The sequence below is a fragment of the Burkholderia sp. Bp8963 genome (assembly GCF_003854275.1).
Lineage (GTDB): Bacteria > Pseudomonadota > Gammaproteobacteria > Burkholderiales > Burkholderiaceae > Burkholderia.
In genome coordinates this window covers 113,440-136,341 of the sequence record NZ_QTQP01000013.1, presented here as the reverse complement: position 1 = coordinate 136,341, position 22,902 = coordinate 113,440, and the positions used below count along the sequence as shown (strand labels likewise).

Genomic DNA, 22,902 nt, shown 5'->3' with positions numbered 1-22,902 from the left:
CCTCACGAATGGGGCCCGTGCGGCACGTTTGCCACCGCGATCACCACGCCGTGTGCGGCTACGTGGAGGTCATCGAGCGGCCACGCATGGGGCACGGTGTCCGGCGCGGCGGTGTCGAGCAGCACGCGGTAGGCGAGCGCGGGCGGCGGCGGCGTGAACACGAGCGCGTCGGACGACGCATTGAGCATCAGCAGCAGCGCCTCGGTGCGGCCGCTGTGCGCGATGCCGACGCGCCGCATCATCAGCGCGCGGCGCTCGCGGTCCTGCCACGCGGGCACGGTCAATGCGTCGCCGCGTTCGTCGAACCAGTCGATCTCGCTCAGGCCTGGCGCGCCTTCGCGCTCGCCGGATAAAAAGTGGGGCTCGGACAGCACCGGATGCAGGCGCCGCAGCGCGGCGAGCCGCGCGATGAAGCGCGTCATCCGCACGCCATCGTCGCTCTGTGCGGCTTGCCAGTCGAGCCAGGACAGTTCGTTATCCTGGCAATACGCGTTGTTGTTGCCGCGCTGGCTGCGCCAGAATTCGTCGCCACCGAGCAGCATGGGCGTGCCGAGCGCCGCGAACAGCGTCGCAAGCATCGAGCGCGCGACGCGCGCGCGCACGTCGCGGATCCGCGGGTCGTTGGTCGGGCCCTCGACGCCCCAGTTCGAACTGCAGTTGTCGTCCTGGCCGTCGCGATTGTCTTCGCCGTTCGCATCGTTGTGCTTCGATGCGAACGCGACGAGATCGGCGAGCGTGAAGCCGTCGTGCGCGGTGACGAAATTGACCGACGCCCAGGTCCTGCGCCGCTGGTGGTTGAACAGGTCGGCGGACCCCGCGAGGCGGGCGGCGAGGTCCGGACGCTGGCCGGGGTCGCCGCGCCAGAAGCGGCGCACCGTGTCGCGAAAGCGGTCGTTCCACTCCACGAAGCCGGGCGGATGGCGCCCGAGCTGATAGCCGCCGTGACCGACGTCCCATGGCTCGACGATCAGCTTGCGCTGTGCGAGCACGGGATCCTGCCGCAGCGCATCGAAGAAGCCCGCACCGGGATCGAAGCCGCCGTGCTCGCGGCCGAGCGTCGCGCTGAGGTCGAACCGGAAGCCGTCGACGTTGAACGCGGTTGCCCAGTAGCGCAGCGAATCCATCACCATCTGCAGCACGCGCGGATGCGCGAGATTCAGCGTATTGCCGCAGCCTGTCTCGTCGACGTGAAAGCGATGGTCGCCCGGCACGAGCCGGTAATAGCTCGCGTTGTCGAGGCCGCGCCACGACAGCGTCGGGCCGAGCTGGTTGCCCTCGCACGTGTGGTTGTAGACGACGTCGAGCACGACTTCGATGCCGGCCGCGTGGAACTGGCGGACCGCGATGCGCATCTCTTCGAGCCGCCGGGTCGCGAGGTACGCGGGTTCCGGCGCGAAAAACGCGAGGGTGTCATAGCCCCAGTAGTTGCGCAGGCCGCGGTTCACGAGCGCACGGCTGTGCAGGAACGCGTGCACGGGCAGCAGTTCGACGGTCGTCACGCCGAGTGCGCGCAGGTGTGCGATGAAATCCGGCGACGCGAGCACGGAGAAGGTCCCGCGTTCGGGCGGGCGCAACCCGGCGCGGCGCATCGACGCGCCGCGCACGTGGGTCTCGTAGATCAGCATGTCGCGCCACGGTACGCTTGGGCGCCGGTCGTTGCTCCAGTCGAACGTTTCGTCCACCACCACGCATTTCGGCATCGCGGGCGCGGAGTCGCGCCGGTCCATCGACAGGTCCGCCCGGTTCGAATGAAGCCGGTAGCCGAACAACGCGTCGGACCAGCGGAACTGGCCGACCAGCTTGCGCGCGTACGGATCGAGCAGCAGCTTGGTCGGATTGAAGCGGTGGCCGTACTGCGGCTGATACGGGCCGTCGGCGCGGAACCCGTACACGGTGCCCGGGTGCGCGCCGGGCAGGTAGCCGTGCCACACCTCGTCGGTGCACTCGGGCAGGTCGTAACGCGCGAGTTCCTTGCGTCCGGTCGGGTCGAACAGGCAGAGCTGGATGCGCTGCGCATGCGCGGAAAATACCGCGAAGTTGACCCCGAGGCCGTCCCAGCGCGCGCCCAGCGGATAGCCGCGGCCGGGTTCGAGGCGGTCGGGCAGGGCGGGTGGCATGGTCGCGAATCTCCTGTCGGGGTACCGCTCATTCGGGGCGCAGCCACAGCGTCGCGAGCGGCGGCAAGCACAGCGCCGCCGACCACGGCTCGCCGTGCGCGGGCACGTCTTCCGCCCAGACCGCGCCGTCGTTGCCGGTATTCGTGCCGCCGTACACGTCGGCGTCGGTGTTCATGTATTCGTTCCAGCGGCCGGGCGCCGGCAGTCCGAGCCGATAGTCGCTGCGCACGACCGGCGAGAAGTTGCTGACGGCGACGACCGTGCGCCCCGCGCCGTCGCGCCGCGCGAACGCGAACACGTTGTTGAAGTGGTCGTCGCCGATCAGCCATGCGAAGCCGGCCGCGTCGCAGTCGAGCGCATGGAGCGCGGGCTCCGTCGCATACGCGTGGTTCAGGTCGCGCACGAGCCGCTGCACGCCGCGATGCGCGGCCGAATCGAGCAGGTCCCAGTGCGGGGTCGCGTCGTGCGCGAATTCGGCCCATTGCGCGAACTCGCCGCCCATGAACAGCAGCTTCTTGCCCGGATGCGCCCACATGAAGCCGAAATACGCGCGCAGCGTCGCGAGCCGCTGCCACGCGTCGCCCGGCATCTTCGCGACGAGCGAGCCCTTGCCGTGCACGACCTCGTCGTGCGACAGCGGCAGCACGAAGCGTTCGGAAAACGCATAAAGCAGCCCGAACGTCATCCGGTCGTGGTGATAGCGGCGATTGACCGGATCCTCGCGCAGGTACGCGAGCGTGTCGTGCATCCAGCCCATGTTCCACTTGAAGTCGAAGCCGAGCCCGCCGCCAGCGGTCGGCGCAGTCACGCCGGGCCATGCGGTCGATTCCTCGGCGATCGTCACGACGCCGGGCGGCGCGGCGGCGCCGTGCAGCGTGTCGTTCAGCGTGCGCAGGAACGCGACCGATTCGAGGTTCTCGCGGCCGCCGTGCACGTTCGGCACCCATTCGCCCGGTGCGCGCGAGTAGTCGCGATACAGCATCGACGCGACTGCGTCGACGCGGATCCCGTCGACGTGATAACGGCGTGCCCACGCGAGCGCGGACGCGACGAGGAACCCGCCGACCTCGTGCCGGCCGACGTTGAACACGTGCGTGTGCCAGTCGGGATGCCAGCCCTCGCGCGGGTCGGCGTGCTCGTACAGCGCGCTGCCGTCGAAGCGCGCGAGGCCATGCGGGTCGTCGGGGAAATGCGCGGGCACCCAGTCGACGATCACGCCGATGCCTTCCGCATGCGCACGGTCGACGAGGCGGGCAAAGCCGTCCGGCGGCCCGAAGCGGGCGGAAGGCGCGAACGGCGACAGCGGCTGGTAGCCCCACGAGCCGCCAAACGGGTATTCGGCGATCGGCGTGAATTCGACATGCGTGAAACCCATCCCGCGCACGTACGGAATCAGCCGGCCCGCGAGTTCGTCCCAGGTCGCGCTGCGGCCGTGCTCGTCCGACTGACGATGCCAGGATTCCGGATGCACTTCGTAGATCGACCACGGCACGCGGAACCGGTCGGCGTGCGTCCGCGCTTCCAGCCACGCACCGTCGTGCCAGTCGAAATCGTCGAGCGCCGCGCAATCGGTCACGACGGACGCCGTGCGCGGCGGCGCTTCGGTCGCACGCGCGCACGGGTCGGCCTTCTGCGCCTGCACGTGCCCGTCGGCGCCACGCAGTTCGAACTTGTAGCGCTCGCCGGCGCCGATTCCCGGCACGAACAGCTCCCATACGCCCCACGGGTGCCGCAGCCGCATCGGATGGCGGCGGCTGTCCCACCCGTTGAAGTCGCCGACGACCGATACCCTGAGCGCATTCGGCGCCCACACCGCGAAGCGCACGCCGCTCGTGTCGCCGACCCGTGCCGGCACCGCACCGAGGCAATCGAGCACCGCGTCGGGGGCGCCTGCCGCGCAGCGCGCGAGCGCCGCGTCATCAAGCAGCGTGCCGAACGCGTACGCGTCCGCGACGACCTGCCGCGTATCGGGCCAGTCGATCGACAGCCGGTAGGGCGCGTCGCGCGCGAGTTCGCCGGCGAAGCAGCCGGCCGGATCGACCCGCGCCAGCGTGCCGAGCGCGTCGCCGTCGGGAGACACGGCGCTCACGCCGATGGCGCCCGGCAGCAGCGCGCGCACGACGACGCGATGCCCGACCCGATGCGGGCCGAGGCATCCGAACGGATCGGGATGGCGCCCGTGCAGCAGCGCGTCGATGTCGGTGCGGTCGAACAGGTCATGTTTCATTGCGCGCCTCCGGTGCCGCCGCCCAGCAGCCGCTCGACGAGCGCCGCGAGACCGCCCGCCGGCACGCTGAGCCAGTCGGGCCGGTTCGCGGCTTCGTAGCACACCTCGTACGACGCCTTGTCGATCAGGAACAGTGCGAGCAGGCGATCCTCGTAGCGCGGATCGATGAAGCGCACCGGCGCCTGTTCGGTTGCCGCGCGGTAGCAGTCGACGAACCGGTCGGCGGCCGCCTGCCCGAACCGGTCGAACAGCGTGCGCTTGCGGTCCGCCGCCTGTTGCGGCGCCTTCTCGATCGTGAACTGCGCGATGCCGCTGACGTACGACAGCGACCGCAGGAGCCCCGCAACATCGCGCAGCGGATGCGACTTCATCCGGCGCCGCGCGAGCGGGCGCGCGGGCTCGCCTTCGAAGTCGATCAGCAGCGCATCGCCCTGCACGTCGAGCACCTGTCCGAGGTGGAAATCGCCGTGGATGCGGATGCACTGCGCGTCGAGCGTGCGCGGCACGAGTTTCGCGAGCGCGCGCGCGGCGGCATCGCGCGAGGCGATCAGCGTCTCGGCCGCCGCGCGGCAGGCCGGATCGAGCGCGTCGAGCGCATCGAGCCGCGTGCCGAGCACGTCGACCGCGCGTTCGAACGACGCGATCGTGTCGGCGATCCAGCCGTCGACCAGCTTGGCCGTCGCGGGCGCCGGCGCGAAAGCCGGATCGTCGGACGGCTGCGCGAGCGCGACATGCAGCTCGCCGAGCCGCGTGCCGATCACTCCGGCAAACGCCGCATAGCCGTGCATCGCCTCGGGCTCGTCGTCCGGCTCCGGCGGCTCCTCGTCGTCGGAGCCGGGCAGCGCGAGTTCGTCGACGGCCCGCTTCAGGAAATCGAACGAGCGCGTCCACGCGTCGCCCTGGTTGTCGACGTAGCGCTGCAGGATCGCGACCGTATGCGGTGCACCGTCCGGATCGACGTGCACGACTTCGCCGCCGAGCGGCGCGGTGTTCCGGTAGCCGATGCGCGTCAGGTGGCGGCTCATCTCCGCTTCGGGATGCACGCCGTGCGCGACCTTTCGCACGAGCTTCAGCATGATGGCATCGCCGATCACGAGCGAGCTGTTGCTCTGCTCGGCCGCGAGCCAGCGCACTTCCGCGTCGTCACCCGGGTCGAGCGCCGCGAGCCCGTCCTCGGGCAGGAACCGGAGTTGCCCGCCGTCGGACGTCGGCACGGTCGAGCCGGCGCGCAGCTTGCGCAGCATGCCGTGCGCGAACGCGGGCAGCGCGAACGCATCGGTCAGGTAGCCGACCGTCGGGCCGCGCCGCACGCGCGCGAGCGCGAGCTGCGTGAACAGCGGGTGAGGGGTCTCGCTGCCCCACGCAGCGGCCAGCGGCACGACGTACCGTTCGACGCCACCTCCGCCATCCGCGTTGACCCGTGCCTCCGCATACTGGAACGGCTCGCCCGGAATCGGCGTGACCGCCTCGAGGCGCGCGTCGCGGATGGTGTGGTCCTTCGACGCGAACCAGCGGCGCCGCGCGAGCCACGACGGCAGCGCGTCATGCGCGAGCGTTTGGAGCTGCGCGATGTCCGGCCGCGTGTCGCCGCGCCGCATCACGAGCGTCACGAGCTCGGGCAGCGGCTGCGCGTGCGGCTGCCGCCACGCGGGCTCGTGTCCATGCGCGGACAGCACGAACCACAGGAAGCCGTACGGCGGAAAGGTGAGCAGATACGGGAGCTGGCCGATCGGCGGGAACGCCGAATCGGAGGTCATCTCGATCGGCACGCGGCCCGCGAATTCGGACAGGTCGAGCTCGACGGCCTGCGACGCGCGCGACAGGTTCGCGACGCACAGCACCGGCGCGTCGTCGCCGAGTTCGCGCAGGTACGCGAGCACCTTGCGATTCTCGGGTTGCAGGAAGCGGATCGTGCCGCGCCCGAATGCCTGCGTCGAGCGACGGGTCGCGAGGATGCGCCGCGTCCAGTTCAGCAGCGAATGCGGATCGCGCGTCTGCGCCTCGACGTTCACCGCGTCGTAGCCGTACAGCGCACCCATCACCGGAGGCAGCACGAGCAGCTCGGGATCGGCCCGCGAGAAGCCGCCGTTGCGATCCGACGACCATTGCATCGGCGTGCGCACGCCGTCGCGATCGCCGAGGTGGATGTTGTCGCCCATCCCGAGTTCGTCGCCGTAGTAGATGACGGGCGTGCCCGGCATCGACAACAGCAGCGAATTGATCAGCTCGATGCGGCGCCGGTCGCGCTCCATCAGCGGCGCGAGGCGGCGCCGGATGCCGAGGTTCAGTCGCGCGCGGCGGTCGCTCGCGTACGTCTGCCACAGCAGGTCGCGCTCCGAGTCGGTCACCATCTCGAGCGTCAGCTCGTCGTGGTTGCGCAGGAACACGGCCCACTGGTTGCTGGGCGCGAGCGCAGGCGTCTGCCGCATGATGTCGACGATCGGAAAGCGGTCCTCGCTTGCGATCGACATGTAGATGCGCGGCATCAGCGGAAAATGGAACGCCATATGGCACTCGTCTTCGGCGCCGAAATACTCCTGCACGTCCTCGGGCCACTGGTTCGCCTCGGCGAGCAGCATCCGGTTCGGGTATTCGGCGTCGATGGTCGCGCGGATCCGCTTCAGGATCGCATGCGTTTCCGGCAGATTCTCGTTGCTGGTGCCTTCGCGCGCGACGAGGTACGGCACCGCGTCGAGCCGCAGGCCGTCGATGCCGAGGTCGAGCCAGAAACGCATCACCTGCAGCACCTCGCGCACCACCGCCGGATTGTCGAAATTCAGGTCGGGCTGATGCGAGTAGAAGCGGTGCCAGTAATACTGGCCGGCGACGGGGTCGTGCGCCCAGTTCGACGTTTCGGTGTCGAGGAAGATGATCCGCGTGCCCGCGTATTTCGTGTCCGTGTCCGACCACACGTAATAGCCGCGGTGCACGGAGCCGGGCTTCGCGCGCCGCGCGCGCTGGAACCACGGATGCTGGTCCGACGTGTGATTGATCACGAGCTCGGTGACTACGCGGATGCCGCGCGCATGGGCCTCGCGGATGAAGCGCCGCACGTCGGCGAGCGTGCCGTAGTCGGGATGCACGTCGCGATAGTCGGCGATATCGTAGCCGTCGTCGCGGCGCGGCGACGGGTAGAACGGCAGCAGCCACACGGTGTCGACACCGAGTTCCGCGATGTAGTCGAGCTTCGCGATCAGGCCGGGGAAATCGCCGATGCCGTCGTTGTTCGAATCGAAGAACGACTTCACGTGCACCTGGTAGATGATCGCGTCCTTGTACCACAGCGGATCGTCGGCGCAGAGCGCCGCCTCGCGCCGTCGCGCGCGGCGGCGCCGCGGCGTGCCGGTGGGGCCGACCGAAGGAAACTGGGCGCGGCGGACATCGCCAAGCGAATCTTCGTGCTGCATCATTCCTGTGCTCCATGCTGATCGGCACCCGCTGCCGCAGCCGGCTCTGCGGGCACCACGCGCTCGGCGTCCGGCGCCGGCCGGACACGCCAGATCGCGTATGGCCGCGCATACGGGTCGAGTGCGACGTACTGGCGATGCCCGCGCCAGGTTTCCGTGTGCGCCGAATGCTGGTCGAGCGCGTCGAGCGGCTCGCCGTCCACGATGCCGAGCCCGCGATACAGCGCTGAATCCAGCGTGAAATCCGCGGCCTGCGGGTGCCACGGATCGAGGCTGATCGCGACGACGACGACGTTGTCGTACGCAGGGGTTGCCTTCACGAACGTCAGCACCGCGTCGTTCGTCGAGTCGACGAACGCGAGGCCGAGATGCGTCTGCAGCGCGGGGTTGTCGCGCCGCGCGCGATTCAGTCGCGCGATCTCGTCGGCGATGTGGCCGTGCTTGTGCCAGTCGCGTGCGCGTAATTCGTACTTCTCTGCATCCAGATATTCCTCGCTGTCGGGCAACGGCTCCGACTCGCAGAGCTCGAAACCCGAGTACATCCCCCACGCGCCGGCCAGCGTCGCCGCGAGCGCCGCGCGGATCACGAATTGCGCTTGCGGCGCATGCTGCAGATGGCGCGGATTGATGTCGGGCGTGTTGACGAAGAAGTTCGGCCGGAAATACTCGCGTGCGGGGCTGGTCGTGAGTTCGGTCAGGTAGTCGATGAACTCGCGCTTCGACTCGCGCCACGTGAAATACGTGTAAGACTGCGAGAAGCCGAGCTTCGCGAGCCGGTACATCATGCCCGGCCGCGTGAACGCTTCGGACAGGAACACGACGTCCGGATGCCGCGCGCGGATGTCGGCGATCATCCATGCCCAGAACGGCAGCGGTTTCGTATGCGGATTGTCGACGCGAAAGATCCGCACGCCCGTGTTGACCCAGAACTGCACGACGTCGCGCAGCGCGAGCCACAGGCCGGGCATCGCGTCGGGTGAGTAGAAATCGGGGTTCACGATGTCCTGATAGCGCTTCGGCGGATTCTCCGCGTAGCGCAGCGAGCCGTCGGGACGCCACGCGAACCAGCCTGGATGGGCGGACAGCCACGGATGGTCGGGCGAGCACTGCACCGCGAAATCGAGCGCGATCTCGAGGCCGTGCACGCGCGCCGCGGCGATCAGCGTGCGAAACGACTCGAGCGTGCCGAGCTGCGGATGCACGTCCGTGTGGCCGCCGTCCGGCGAGCCGATCGCATACGGGCTGCCGACATCGTCGGGGCCCGCCTGCAGGCTGTTGTTGCGTCCCTTGCGCGCAGCCGTGCCGATCGGATGGATCGGCGGGAAGTACAGCACGTCGAAGCCCATGTCGCGGATGCGTGGCAGGTGCGCAATCACGTCGTCGAACGTGCCGTGGCAGTGCGCGTCGTCGCTCGCCGAGCGCGGGAACATTTCGTACCAGCTCGAGAAGCGCGCGGCGCGGCGTTCGACGTCGACCGGGTAGACGCTCGGGTCGTGCGTGACGAACGGCCGGTAGCGAAGCGCGGCGAACGCCGCCGCGGCATCCGGCGCACCGAGCAGTGCGAGCCGTTCGTCCGGCTCCGCGTCGTCGAACTCGGCTGCCAGGCGCCGCGCGTCGGCCAAGGCCCGTTCGTCGTCGACGTGCGCGCGCGCGATCGCGGTGGCGAGCAGCGCCTGTGCCTCGAGCAGTTCGAGCCCGACGTCCTGGCCCGCCGCGCGTTTTTTCGCGACGTCGGCGACGAGCGACGCCCAGTCGTCTCGCCACGCGATCACGCGGAATTCGTGACGTCCGAGCCGATCGGGCCGGAGCTCGGCGCGCCACTGGTCGTTCGGCTCGGCGACGAACGGCGCCTCGCGCCAGTCGCGCTCGCCGGCGGCGCGCCACGCGAGCGCGGCCGCGAGATGCGTGTGGCCGTCCGAGAAGATCGCGGCGCGCACGACGATGCGTTCGCCGATCACGCGCTTGATCGCGAAACGGCCGCCGTCGACCGACGGTTCGACCCGCTCGATCGCGATCCGGTCCGCCGCGAGTGCAGTCGTGAGCGCGGCGCGGTCGCGCGCGGCGTCGGCTGGCGCCGTGACCGGCGCGGCGGGCTGTGCGCGCAGCAACAGGCAGGCGGCCGGCGCGAGCGTGAACGGTGCGAGCGGGGCCGGGTCTGCTGCATCGCCCGTGTTGCGCGTGTTTCCCACATCTCCCGAATTTCCCGCGTCCCGGTTACCGGCCGGACCTGACGGCGCGAAGCGCGTGAATGCGCCCGGCACGCCGGTGAGCACCGCGGAAGGATCGACACGCGCGTCGGCATCGAGGTCGGGATTCAGCGCGATCAACAGCGCGTCGTCGTCGTGTTCGAGCGACGGCCCCATGCCGCGCAGCAGCACGGTTGCGCGCGCGTCGGGCGCGCTCAGTTGTGCGATTTCGCCGCGCGCGGCGGCCACCGGTGTCGTGCGTCGCCACGCGTTCGCGTCGGCAAGCGTCGTCGACAGGTCGAACGCGCCCTCGCGATACGCGGCCCGATAGCGGTCCGCGGGCGCGTCGCGCGCCATCAGCGGCAGCGCAACGCCGCGTTCGAAGCCCATCGGCACGAGCCAGCCTGTGCCGACCGCAGCGGCCGTCCACAGTGCGCGCCGGTACGCGCGCTCAATCCGGCCGGCCGGTGCGCCGCGCCAGTCGTCGGCGAGACGCGGGCCGTCGAAGGTATCCGGAAAGGCAATCGGCGAGCCGATGCGGCGCAGCAGCCGATGCTCGTCGACGAACCACGGCGCGCGCAGATCCCACCAGCGCGCCGACGAGAACACGCCGTCGAACCCCGCGCCGTCGAGCCGTGCGAGCGCTTCCCGCGCATGGCCGGGTGCGCCCGCGATTACCGCGATATCGGCCCGCACGCGCCGCAGTACCGCGCGCCAGCCGGGCCACCATGCGACCGGAAGATGTTGCGGCGCGTCGATCAGGAAGCCGGCGGCGCCGGCTTGCGCGAGTGCGACGAGGCGCGCGCGCCACCACGCCGACAGCGCGTCGCGTGCGTCGGGCGCGCCGAGGTTCGCGTGCACGGCGTCGTGCGCCTGCGCTGCGCTGCGTGGGTCGATCCGCGCATCGTCGCGGATGCGTTCGACGTACCAGTCCGGGTGGGCGTCACGCAGCGGGCTGTCGCGCGCGATCCGGTCGAGCACCACCTCGAGCAGCACGCGCAGCCCGTGTTCGTGCGCGGCCTGCGCGAGGCGGGCCAGCGTATCGAGCGCGTCGGCATGCGTGCCGAACGCGTCGGCAGCGCGGTCGGGGTCCGACACGTGGCGCGAGAAGCCCGCACGGCTCGCAGACCAGAAGGCACCGACGAGCACGTGGTCAAAGCCCATGCCCGCCACGTGCTCGAACAGCGGCGACCACGCGTCGGGCGGACCGACGAGGCGCGCGTCGCAAAAGTAGATATGCGGAGCGAAGGTCGGGTCGGAATCCATCGGACGAAACGCCGGTGCGGCGCAGATAGTCAACGATGCGTGGTGCGGCGCAATGTGCGTGCCCGGCGGACGACGCCCGACGTGGCGTACCGGCCATGAAATCCGGCATGGAGTTTTTACACAGTTGGCGATTTGCGCTGTCGGCGATGGCCGGATGGGGATCGTACAGCTCGTGCATATTGGACACGCGACGTGCGCCCGCCACGACGTCGCGGCGTCGCGATGGCTTTTATCCGTGTTTTCCCGGATTCAGAAGTCGCGGTGCAGGCCGATGTTGCAGAGGTGGCATGAAGAAAACCAACACGAGGGCCATCATGACGACGCCTGCAACAAGCGGCACCCGTTCCACGCAGGATGAAACAGTCGACGCGACGCAGCCGGCCGGCGATTCGCCCGCCGCCGTGATCCTGCTCGTCGACGACGAACCCGGCGTGCTGTCCGCGCTCAGGCGCCTGCTCAGGCAGTCCCGTTACGACGTCCGCACCGCCGACAGCGGCGAGGCGGCGCTCGACATCCTGGCGTCGGGCGACGTCGATCTGATCGTGTCGGACATGCGCATGCCGCACATGAGCGGCGTGGAGTTTCTGGCCCGCGCACGCGCGATGTATCCGGACACGATGCGCATCCTGCTGACCGGCTATTCGGAGATCGAAGCGGTGGCGCGAGCCGTCAACGAGGGCGGCATCTATCGCTACCTGAACAAGCCGTGGGACGACCACGACCTGCTGCTGACGATCGACCAGGCGCTCGAGCAGCGGCGGCTGCGCAGCGAAGCCGAGAGGCTCGCGGCGCTGACGCAGACGCAGAACGAAGCGCTGCGCCGCTTCAACGCGGAGCTCGAAAGCGAGGTGCGGGCCCGGACCGAAGAACTTGGCCAGACGGTGATGTTCCTCGAGGCCGCGCAGCGCGACCTGAAAAGCAATTTCACCGCGATGGTCCAGGTTTGCGCGAGCATGGTCGAACTGCGCTGCGGCGTGGTCGGCGGGCAGTCGATGCGGATCGGCGAGATTGCGCGGCATCTCGCGCTCGCGTGCGGGATGAGCAGCCACCATGCGAAGGACGTCTATTTCGCGGGGCTGCTGCACGGCATCGGCAAGCTGTCGCTGCCGGACGAGCTGCTGCACAAGCCGTTGGTGCGGATGACGACGGACGAGCAGCGCTTGTACCAGCAGCATCCGCTGCGCGCGCAGATGGTGCTGACGCCTGTCGCGCAGCTCCATCACGTTGCGTCGATCGTGTTGCACCAGTACGAGCGGTTCAACGGCCGCGGCACGCCGGACGGGCTCGCGGGCACCGACATTCCGCTCGGCTCGCGGATCATCGCGGTCGCGCGCGATTTCGAAGGGTTGCGCCACGGCGAGATCGGCGCGCCGCAGTCCGCCGAGCAAGCGATCGATGTGCTCAGGTCGCAGGCCGGCGTGCGCTACGACCCGCAGATCGTCGAGCGCTTCGTCGCGCTGATGAAGCATCCGGCGGAATTGGGCATCGCGCCGTCCGTGACGGAAGTGAAGTCCGAGCAGCTGTGCGAAGGGATGCAGCTCGCGGACGATCTGCGGACGCACCGCGGCGTGCTGCTGATCACGAAGGGGAGCGTGATGACGGCGCACCAGATCGACCTCGTCCGCCGTTTCGAAGCACGGGAAGGGACGCCGTTCGACATTCTGGTGCTGGCCGCCGCCGGCACGCCAGCGTCAACGTCTGCGCCTGCACCCGCGCCGGCCGCCGGCGAACCGCCGGGCTGATGGCCGGCTGCGGCGCGGCGGCCGTGCTTCGCGACCGATCGCGCGGCACGGCAACGCGATCCCGACTCTCCCGAGCGCTCGACCATGCACGGCACGTACAACCTTTCGCTCGTCCTGCTGTCGCTCGTTATCGCGACGCTGGCTTCGTATACGGCTCTCGACCTGGCCGCGTTCATCTCACTGCTCGACAAGCGGAGGATCAGGCTGGCGTGGCTGAGTGGCGGCGCGGCCGCGATGGGCACCGGCATTTGGTCGATGCATTTCGTCGGGATGCTCGCTTACTCGCTGCCGATTCCGCTCGGCTACGACCTGACCGAAACCGGTGCGTCGCTCGCGATCGCGGTGCTGGTGTCGTATTTCGCACTGCATGTCGTGACGCGCGCGGAACTGACGCGGGCGCGTCTCGCCTTCGGCGGCATTCTGATGGGCGGCGGGATTGCCGGCATGCATTACACGGGCATGGCCGCGATGCGGATGCAGCCGGCGATCCGCTACGACGTCGCGCTGTTCGCCGCATCGATCGGCGTCGCGATCGTCGCGTCGACTGCCGCGCTGTGGATCGCACAGACGCTGCGCGCGCAGGCGGCACGCGCCGCGAGCGCGCGTCGCATCGGCGCGGCCGCGATCATGGGGATCGCGATCACCGGCATGCATTACACGGGGATGGCGGCCGCGTATTTCGCGCCGGACGCGCGCTGCGGTGCGGCAAACGGCATCGACTCGCCGTGGCTCGCGACGACGGTCGCGCTGTTCACGCTGGCGACGCTGGTCGTCACGTTGATGATTTCACGCTTCGACGCGAGCACGGCGTTCCTGCGCGGCATGGCCGATACGCTCGAGGAACTCGTGCAGGTGCGCACCTGCGAACTCGAGCGGGCGCTGCGCCGTTACGAGCGGACCACACAGACGCTGCAGCGCACCCGCGAAAACATGGAGCGCGAGATCGAGGAGCGCAAGGCGGCGCAGGCGCGTCTCGAGCGCGAGAAGGACGAGCAGCGCCGGCTGCTGCACGAACTCGAGGCAACCCACGTGCAGTTGCTGCAGTCGGAAAAACTCGCGTCGATCGGACAGCTCGCGGCCGGTGTCGCGCACGAGATCAACAATCCGATCGGCTTCGTTAGTGCAAATCTCAACATGCTGAAGACCTGGGTCCGAAACCTGCTCGACGTGGTGGCGGCGCATGAAGCTGTCGTCGCGCAACTGGACGCCGACGCGCGCGGCACGCTGGCCGCCGCGAGAAAAGACGCGGATCTCGACTACATCCGCGGCGAGATCGCGACGCTGATCGACGAATCGATCGACGGCACGATGCGGGTGCGGCGCATCGTGCAGGACCTGCGCGATTTCTCGCGGCCGGGCAGCGACGAATGGAGCGTGGTCGACCTCCGCGCGGGCCTCGAGAGTACGCTGAACGTCGTCCACAACGAGCTCAAGTACAAGGCCGACATCGTGCGTGAGTACGGCGACGTGCCGCCTGTCGAATGCCTGCCGTCCCAGCTGAACCAGGTGTTCATGAATCTGCTCGTCAATGCCGCGCAGGCGATACCCGAGCACGGCATCATCACGCTCCGCACGTCGCATGACGGCGATACCGTGTCGATCGCGATCAGCGATACGGGCCGCGGGATGCCGCCCGATATCGTGCGACGGATTTTCGATCCGTTCTTCACGACCAAGCCGGTCGGGCAGGGCACGGGCCTCGGGCTGTCGGTGTCGCACGGGATCGTCGAGCGTCATCGCGGCGTGATCGACGTCGCGAGCGAGCCCGGGCGCGGCACCACCTTCACGATCCGGTTGCCGGTCCGGCGCGCGCGCGCGGAGACGGATGCCGCTTCGTTGCAGCAGAACGCATGACCTTGCCGGCCTGGCTGTGCGCGGACGTGCACGACGTCAACGTGAGCTGAGCGCCGCCGGCATGGACGTCGTTCAGCGAGCGATCGCACGAGGCGGCCGCGGATTGCATGATTGCTCGTCCGGATGATGTTGAGCGATGCTCGCGTCTCAGGGATGATCCGGAATCAGGCGAACTCCTTGGGCGATATCCGTCGTGGAAACCGGTCACGCTTCGCGCAGCACGCCGACAGTCCTGTTCGGCGCGTTCGATCGACACAATTTCGGCGACCTGCTGTTCCCGCACGTCGTCGCGCGGATGCTCGACTGCCGCGACCTGCGTTTCGCCGGCCTGGCCGCGCGTGATCTGCGTTGCGACGGCGGCCATCGCGTCGACGCGTTCGAGCGGATCGCGGCGGCCTCGCGCGATCGTGCGCTGAACGTCGTCCACGTCGGCGGTGAACTGCTGACCTGCGATGCGTGGGAGGCGGCCGTCATGCTGTCGCGCCCGGACGAATTCCCGATCAACCTTGCGCAGGCCGGCGCGTGGGAGCGGAACCAGCCCGCTTTTGCGCATGCACGGTTTGGCGCCGCATCGCTGGCGCCATACGTGCTGTCGCGGCACGCGTATCCCGACGTGCCGATGCGCCGCGTTGCCTTCAACGCGGTTGGCGGCGTCGCGCTCGACGGTTGCGACGCGGCGCTGCGCGCTGAAGTGCTGGCCGCCGTCGCGGCGGCGGACGACGTCAGCGTGCGCGATCGGTCCACGCACGCGCAGTTGAGCGCGGCGGGCATCGCGGCGCGGCTCGTGCCCGATCCTGCGGTCATGACCCGCGCGCTGTTCGGCGCGCGGATTCGCCGCCATGCGGGCGAGCGCGCGGTGCGGGACGTGCTGCAGGCCTTTCCCGACGGCTACGCGGCCGTGCAGTTCAGTGCCGATTTCGGCGACGACGCAACGCTCGACGTGATCGCACGCGAGCTCGACCGGACGGCTGCGTCGCATCGGCTCGGCATCGTATTGTTCCGCGCCGGCGCGGCGCCGTGGCATGACGATCTCGCGTGCTGCCGACGCATTGCCGGCAGGGTGCGGTGCGCATCGGTCAGGGTGCTTGCATCGCTGAATCTGTGGGACATCTGCGCGCTGATCGCGCAGAGCCGAGTGTATTGCGGCAGCAGCCTGCATGGCAGGATCGTCGCGATGGCGTTCGCGCTTCCGCGCGTCAACATTCGCCATTCGACCGACGGTACGCGGACGACGAAGCTGACCGCATTCGCGGCGACATGGGAAGCGGCCGGCAACCCGGCCGTCGCTGGCGTGGATGAGCTCGCCGACGCGATCGGCGATGCGCTGCGGGCCGATCCGGCGATGCTGGAGGACAAGGCGACGGAGCTGGCCGATCTGTACCGTAAAGGATTCGCGCCGGTGCGCGAGTCGTGCTTGCGGGATGCAGATACCGGTTGAGCCGTGATGCGGCGTGGCGGCCACCGACGAGATCATTTCCGCGTGGGCGCAGGCATACGGCAACCTCGCCGACGCGCTGAAGAACCTCGGCGTGCATGAGGCGCGGATTCACTACGAGGTGTTCGGGCCGGACCCGTTCGACGAGTGATCGAATGCCGTTGCGCGTGCGCGCGGCGGGCCGTGCCCACGAGCGCGCATGTCGCATCGTTCTAACGCGCGAGCACGGCCGCATACGTTTGCGCGAGCGCAGTCGGACATGAACCCGGCGCCGCCGCTCACGACACGATTTGTCCCGATGCGCGAATAAAGTGGCGACACGCGATCGCCGGCGATGCCGCGCGCGCGACTCGCGTGTGGAACCGGACAACCGTGATCGACATGTCCCGCCCGACAGGAACCCGATTTCCCGAACCATGCAGTTAAAGAAATGGCGCAGTGCGCCGTTATCCGTTCGAACGCAGCGCGTGCGCGCCCTGCCGTTGAATCAATCATCATGACGGTGTCACACATGCAGATGTCGTGGGGGCTGCTGGGCCCTGAAATATTGCCGGCCGAACGCCGGACGCGGACGCTTAACCTCGGTGCATCCGTGCGTGCGTTCAATGAACTGGCGGTGCCGGGGCTGGGCGGCCTGTGGTTCGCCAAGCAGCTTTTCCTGGCCACGCTCGGCGTGCGCGCGGCGGAGCACGCGCGTACGGGCCGGGTGCAGGTGACCAATATCGAGGCGGGCAATGCGATCGAGGCGATTGCGTGCTGGTCCGGTTTCCGACGCAACGGGCACGCGCCGGATGCGCGCTTGCGCGGATTCCGCAAGCTGAGCGGCCAGCAGGATCTGACCTTCGCGCGGGTGCGCAAGCCCGGGTTCTACGTCAGCCAGCCGATGCGCATGTCGATCGTCCAGGCATTGCCGTCGCTCGGCCTCGTCGACGCAGGCGCAAGCCGCTTCAATGCGTTCCGGTGCACGCCGACCGGCGACGCGCTGATCGACGCGCAGGCCAGCGGCTACGAGCCGTGCTACTACTCGCAGGGCGTGCTCGATTATCTGGTGCAGTGGATGAGCCGTGGCGAGCGTCTGACGGATAGCAGCAAGCTCGCCGTCGCGCTTTCGCCGCTTGAGCCGATGATGCCCGACGCGCTGGCGCTGGTCGCGCAGCAACTGAGCATGGGCGGCGACGTTGACTCAGGGCAGGCGCGGCGCCGTGCCGCGCTCGCGTGGGTGAACGCGGTGCGCGAAGCCGGGGATGCGGATCGCGAGCTCGGCTGGGGCCAGCGGCCCGTCGCGATCGATGACGCCCACTGGAACGATCTGCGTGCGGGCGCGCGGTTTTTCCGAGCGCGGGACGAAGCGCTGGCCGTGCTCGATGCGCTGGAAGTCGCGGTTGCCGCCAACGGGAGCCGCCCGTGCTTCGAGCTCGGCGCTGACCGCATTCCCGATACCGTCGCGGAGCGGCTCGACGCGCTGAAGCTCGCCGCGCAGGCATTCCTCGACGAAGGGCACGACGACGCCGGTGCGAATCAGTTTTGCCGCGAATGCATCGATCCCGACGACACGAAGCGTGTCGAGACGCTGGTGATGCGGGACGAGCGGGTATTGCGCGTCAAGCACGGGCAGATCGTTCCGGGGCCGGCTTTCCGCGACGGCGCGACCGGCGCGCCGGATCCGGCCGATCCCGACGAAGCGGCGCCGACGGTGCGTGCGGGGATCGTCTGGCCCGCGGGCATCTCGTATCGCATCCAGAACCTGTTCCTGCTGAACGCCGATCTGCACGGCGAGCTCGGCCACTGGCTGGAATCCCGGAAGCCGGAGGCGGACGAATGAGCAGGAATGCACGGGCCGTGAAGCGGCCTTCGCTGGCGCAACTCTTCGACGCGCCGGATGCTTATCTCGGTCACTTCGGGTGGCTGTGCGGCTATTCGGCCGATGCGGCCTTTCTCGACGACGCGGCGGAGCGCTTCACGGGCCAGACCCACGCGCGGCGCGCGGCGGGCGGGCGCATTGCGCTCGCGATGATGCTCGATCCCGGTAACTCGCTGATCACGACCGTCGACGTGCCGGGGCTGATGCATCTGCCGTTGCTGAAGCGAGTGCCGCGCCCGTTCCGGCTGCTGCACGCGAAGGTCGCGGTGCTGGGCTTCCGCCATCAGACGGACGCGTCGCGCTGGCGGCTGCGCGTGATCGTCTCCACCGGGAACTGGACGCGCCAGACGCTCGAGGAGAGCCTCGACCTCGCGTGGAGTATCGACGTTGCCAGCGACGCGCTGGATCACGGCGACGACGAAGTGAAGACGGCGTGCGCGGATGTGCGTGCCGCATGGCGGATGATCGAGCGGCTCGCACCGCACTTCGATACGCGCATTTTCACGGCGATCGGCGATGCGTTGCCGGGCGAATCGGCGCATGCGGACGGGCAGCTGCGCCGCTGGATCGCGCTGTGCGAGCAAGCCGCCGGCCGCGCGCGCGCCCGCTTCGTCGACAACTGGGACAAGCCGTTGCTGACACAACTTCCTGCGCTCGCGGAACGCGCGACGGGCGGCGCAGCCTGCAATCGGCTCGCGATGGGTTCCGGATTCTTCGAGTCGATGTCGGCCGACGCAGGCGGCGCGCCGCCCGCGCTGCTGAAGATCATCGGCGAGCTGAAGCGCGCCGGACGGATCACGCAGAACTGCCAGATCGACGTGTTCGTCAATCCGGACGCGTGCCAGGCCGTCGCGCAATCGGTCACCGCGCTGGCGGAGCACGGGGTGACGGTCCGGCGCGCGCGCACACCGGAAGCGGTGTTCGGCGCGGCGGCGGGCGGCCAGCGCACGCTGCACGCGAAGTTCCTGTTTGCGGCGAACGAGCGGGGCTCGAATGCGTGCACGAGCGCGTGGCTGTATCTGGGATCGGGCAATCTGACGAAGCCGGGTTTCCTGTCGTCGGCGAATACGCGCGGCGGGAACCTCGAGGCCGGCGTCGTGTTTGCCGCCGAGCCTCTGCAATGGGAAGCGCGGCGCGGCGTGCCGCCGGAGCAGGTCGTCGGCAACGTGCTGCCGGTGCATCGGGGCGAATCCGTCGACACCGATCACGTGCTCACGCCCGGCGGCGACATGCCGGAGCGTCCGGACGAATGCATCGCGTCGCCGATCGCGTGGCTGACCTGGCGCGGCGCGGACGCGGCGGAGCCGGCCAGCTTGCGGCCGTCCGAAACGATGGACGGGCTGTTGCACGTCGCCGTGCTCGATCCGGCCGGCGCGCCGTGCGCCAGGCTGGCGGACGGGTTCGCGTGGCCGGGCGAGCGCCCGCGGCAGGTCGAGGTTCGCTGGGCCGATGCGGACGGCGCCGGCAGCGCTGGCAGCACCACCGTGCCGGTGCTCGACGAGTACGGGCGCGTCGCGGCAACGCCGCTGACGTCACTGGATGTCGAGGACCTCTGGTGGCAGCTCGCGAGTTTCCCGATGGCACCGGACGACGATGCGCCGGATCGCTTCGGCGAAGGTTTCGATCCGATGCTGTCCGGCGCGCACGCGCTGCCGTCGGCGGACGGGCGGACCTATCCGATCCGCCAGATGATGGAGTTGATCGAGAACATCGCGCAGCGGCAGACGGCGATCGACGAGGCCGACTGGCACGCGTGGTGCAGCCGGCTCGAGCAGACACTCGTCCGTGCCGCCGGTAGCGCGGGCGTGACGGCCTTTGCCGAGCTCGAACTGAATCCGCTGTCGCCGCTTCGCGCCGCGCCGTTCCGTCCGGGTTTCGCGGAGACCGGTGGCAACGCGGCGGGTGCGCGCTATGAAGCCGCGCTCAGGACGATCGAACAGGCGTGGGCGGTTGGCGCGCTGCCGGCATTGAGGAGCATGAGATGAGCGAAGTATTCCTCGGGTGGGACGCGGTCAGCGCGCGCCTGATGCGCGTCGCGGAGACCGCGCGCGCAGCCGCCGACGAGCCGGTGCAGGCCAACGGCTGGCGATTGAACGACGGACAATGCGCGAGCCTGCGCGCGATTGCCCGCCGGCTGCCCGCGAACGGCCTGATCGTGGCGGACGAAGTCGGCATGGGCAAGACGCGGATCGCGGTTGCCGTCGCGCGGGCCGTGATCGAATGCGGCGGGCGTGTCGCGATTCTCGTGCCGCCGGGCCTCGGGTATCAATGGCGCGCGGAGCTGCGCGACGGGAAGGTGCAGGCGCCGATGCTGCTGCGCAGCCTGTGGCAATACCTGTGTGCGTGGCAGAGCAACGATCCCGCCGCGCGCCAGCCGTGGTTCGGCGAGCGCGCGGTGCTGATCTCGCATGCGTTTGCGAATTGGTCGCTCGGGGGAAATCGCCAAGCGTGGCGCTGGCGGCTGTTGCCGGCGCTGTGCGCGCGATGGCGCGACCGGCCGCGCGGCAGCCAGCCGTCGCGGCAAGGCGACCGGCCGCCGGAATACCTGCGCCGTGCGGTGGCCGACATCGTCGACGCGGCGTCGAACGATCCGGACGGACCGATGGCGCAGCGGCTGACCGAGCTGGGCGACGCGATGATGCCGGCCGACGGGCGCCGCATGCGGCTGAATGCCGCCGACGCATATCGCAGCGGCGGCACGCTGCGCCCGGCGCTCGAACGCGCGGTCGGCGCGGGCCTCGGCGGTTTCGACCTGGTCATCATCGACGAAGCCCACAAGAGTCGCGGCGACGACAGCGGCTTGTCGAAGCTGCTCGACAACGTGGTGCTCGCGTCGCCGTCCGCGCGGCGCATCGCGCTGACGGCGACGCCCGTGGAGCTCGATTCCGGGCAATGGAAGCAGACGCTGCGGCGGATCGGTGCCGATGCCGACGGCGTCGGCGACGTGATCGCGCGTTACTCGGACGCGGTCCGGCGGATGCGCCAATGCATCGGCAACGACGCTGCACGCGACGCGTACAAGGAGGCGGCGTCGGCGTTCCGGCACGCACTCGCGCGATGGGTGTTGCGGCGCGACAAGCGAAACGACCGCTACGTGCAGGCGTTCGCGCGCATCGCGAACGAGCCGGGCCACGCGTATCGGCGCGAACAGGAGATCCTGGTCGATACCGCACGGCTCGACGACCGGTGGAAGCAGGCAGTCTGCGCGGCCGAAGCGCTTTCGTTCGTCGGCAGGCAGGCGGAGGACGCCAACCTGGCGCGTGTCGCGACACGCCTGCGCCTGACGACGGGGAGCGGTCATGGCATCGCGATGCTGATGGACCGCGCGACGCGCGATGCCGATGCCGACCGCAAGCAGGAGGAGCACGACCGCGCGTCCGCCGACGAGCCTGCGCCGACGGAGGCCGCATCCGGGGCCGACGAGAAGGCGCGCCAGCGCGCGCAGTGGTGGATCGACGTGGCGACGCGTCCGTTTGGCAACGGCGAGGAGCCGCTCTACGACCACCCGGCGATCGTGGCAGCCGTCGACGCGATCGAAGCGGTCACGGCGCGCGGCGAGAAAGTCCTCGTGTTCGGCCGCTTCACGCGCCCGTTGCGGGCGCTGGTCGACCTGCTCAACGCGCGGGAGATGCTGCGCTGTCTCGACGAAGACAAGTCTTGGCCGCAGCGTAAGCTGCACGATGGCGAGTGGCCGGCGGTTCAGGCCGCCTATCGTCAACTGAAGCGAGCTGGCAAGATCCGGCGTGATGCACTCGAACGCGACGCGCTCGATCGTGCGCTCGAACAACGATACAGGGCGCTCGAAACCGAGCGCGAGAAATACCGCGACGACTTGCTGAGCCTGATCGAGCGTGGCTTGGCCGACGATGCGTCGAATGCGTGGGCGAGGCGTCTGTTCAAGGCATTCCAGAATGCCGACCGCGACCGACGCGCCGGCAGCGGTGACGCGAACCCGCGTGCCCTCGTCGCGCGCGCGATGCACGCGCTGCGGGCCGGGGATCTCGAGCGACGCGATCCGTCGGTTTATGCGGCCGCGTTCGTCGAGCTGATGGAGGCGACCAGCGATCGCGACGTCGAGCATGCCGATCAGGATGCCGCGGGGGACGCGGAATTCGACGGTGTCGATTTCGATGCGGCGTGGAAGACGGTCGAGGCGAGGCTAAGCGAGGAGTTCAACCGTCCCGAAGGCGGCTTCGCGCGCTTGATGCACGGCGATACGAAACCGGAGACGCGCCGGATGCAGCAGCTCGCGTTCAACCGGGCCCATGTGTATCCGCGCGTGCTGGTCGCGCAGTCGATGGTCGGACGCGAGGGGCTCAACCTGCATCGTGCGTGCCGGACCGTGGTGCTGCTGCATCCTGAATGGAACCCCGCAGTCGTCGAGCAGCAGATCGGCCGCGTCGATCGCCTCGGCAGCCTGTGGGAATCGATGATCGAGCGCGCGATGCATGGCGCGGGATCGAGCGACGTTCCGCGGATCGAGTTCTGCCCGGTGGTGTTCAAGGGCACGTACGACGAAGTGAACTGGCGTGTGCTGCGCGAGCGCTGGGAGGATTTGCGTGCGCAGCTTCATGGCGTCGTCGTTTCGGCGCATCTGGCGGCCCGGCATCCGGAACAGGCCGCGTTGATCGACGACATCAACGGCGCTGCGCCGGACTTCACGCCGCGAGGGGAGCCCGATCCGGCGCCGCCCGCCGGCGCGCCGCGCGCGGCGGAGAACGACGACCGGTTTTCGGCGCGCGGTAATGATCGGGAGCGTCGCGGCTCGCGACGATGACTGATCGATGAGCTTCAGACCGCGATCATG

At 69.3% G+C, this 22,902-nt stretch carries 11 protein-coding genes; 7 read left to right on the top strand and 4 right to left on the bottom strand.

What is annotated here, in order from left to right:
- Positions 1–2: 2 nt before the first annotated feature.
- From glgX to DID96_RS13765, 4 genes are read right to left on the bottom strand one after another with little or no spacing between them, the layout of a single operon-like run.
- Positions 3–2,117 carry a glycogen debranching protein GlgX gene (gene glgX / locus DID96_RS13780; protein ID WP_124599852.1) on the bottom strand — a complete coding sequence of 705 codons (2,115 nt, stop codon included), beginning with the start codon at positions 2,115–2,117 and terminating at the stop codon, positions 3–5.
- Between the two features lie 28 nt (positions 2,118–2,145).
- Positions 2,146–4,344 (bottom strand): 1,4-alpha-glucan branching protein GlgB, encoded by a 2,199-nt coding sequence (gene glgB, locus DID96_RS13775; RefSeq protein ID WP_124599851.1) that lies wholly within the window; start codon positions 4,342–4,344, stop codon positions 2,146–2,148.
- On the bottom strand, positions 4,341–7,754 hold the full coding sequence (gene treS, locus DID96_RS13770) for a maltose alpha-D-glucosyltransferase (protein WP_409333778.1): 3,414 nt from the start codon (positions 7,752–7,754) through the stop codon (positions 4,341–4,343). The genes glgB and treS overlap by 4 nt, the downstream gene beginning before the upstream one ends.
- Positions 7,751–11,203, bottom strand: a complete 3,453-nt coding sequence (locus tag DID96_RS13765) for a maltotransferase domain-containing protein (RefSeq protein ID WP_124599850.1) — start codon at positions 11,201–11,203, stop codon at positions 7,751–7,753. Before DID96_RS13765 ends, treS begins: the two co-directional genes overlap by 4 nt.
- A 314-nt stretch (positions 11,204–11,517) precedes the next feature.
- On the opposite strand from DID96_RS13765, the gene DID96_RS13760 reads away from it, so the two are divergent.
- From DID96_RS13760 to DID96_RS13735, 7 genes are all read left to right on the top strand, one after another.
- Positions 11,518–12,945, top strand: coding sequence for an HD domain-containing phosphohydrolase (locus DID96_RS13760; protein ID WP_124599849.1), 1,428 nt, complete (start codon positions 11,518–11,520; stop codon positions 12,943–12,945).
- 84 nt (positions 12,946–13,029) lie between these two features.
- A complete protein-coding gene (locus tag DID96_RS13755; RefSeq protein ID WP_124599848.1) occupies positions 13,030–14,799 on the top strand; it encodes a histidine kinase in 1,770 nt (589 codons plus the stop codon).
- A gap of 193 nt (positions 14,800–14,992) precedes the next feature.
- On the top strand, positions 14,993–16,237 hold the full coding sequence (locus DID96_RS13750) for a polysaccharide pyruvyl transferase family protein (RefSeq protein ID WP_124599847.1): 1,245 nt from the start codon (positions 14,993–14,995) through the stop codon (positions 16,235–16,237).
- Positions 16,238–16,250: 13 nt separating this feature from the next.
- Positions 16,251–16,385: a hypothetical protein gene (locus DID96_RS38895; protein WP_260463895.1), complete on the top strand. Its 135-nt coding sequence runs from the start codon at positions 16,251–16,253 to the stop codon at positions 16,383–16,385.
- Between the two features lie 441 nt (positions 16,386–16,826).
- Complete coding sequence (locus tag DID96_RS13745) at positions 16,827–18,056, top strand: hypothetical protein (RefSeq protein WP_124599846.1); 1,230 nt, start codon at positions 16,827–16,829, stop codon at positions 18,054–18,056.
- Positions 18,053–20,080, top strand: a complete 2,028-nt coding sequence (locus DID96_RS13740) for a hypothetical protein (RefSeq protein ID WP_124599845.1) — start codon at positions 18,053–18,055, stop codon at positions 20,078–20,080. Before DID96_RS13745 ends, DID96_RS13740 begins: the two co-directional genes overlap by 4 nt.
- The gene (locus DID96_RS13735; RefSeq protein WP_124599844.1) at positions 20,077–22,872 is read left to right on the top strand and encodes a DEAD/DEAH box helicase; all 2,796 of its coding nucleotides are present in this window, start codon (positions 20,077–20,079) and stop codon (positions 22,870–22,872) included. Before DID96_RS13740 ends, DID96_RS13735 begins: the two co-directional genes overlap by 4 nt.
- The last annotated feature ends 30 nt before the right edge of the window (positions 22,873–22,902 follow it).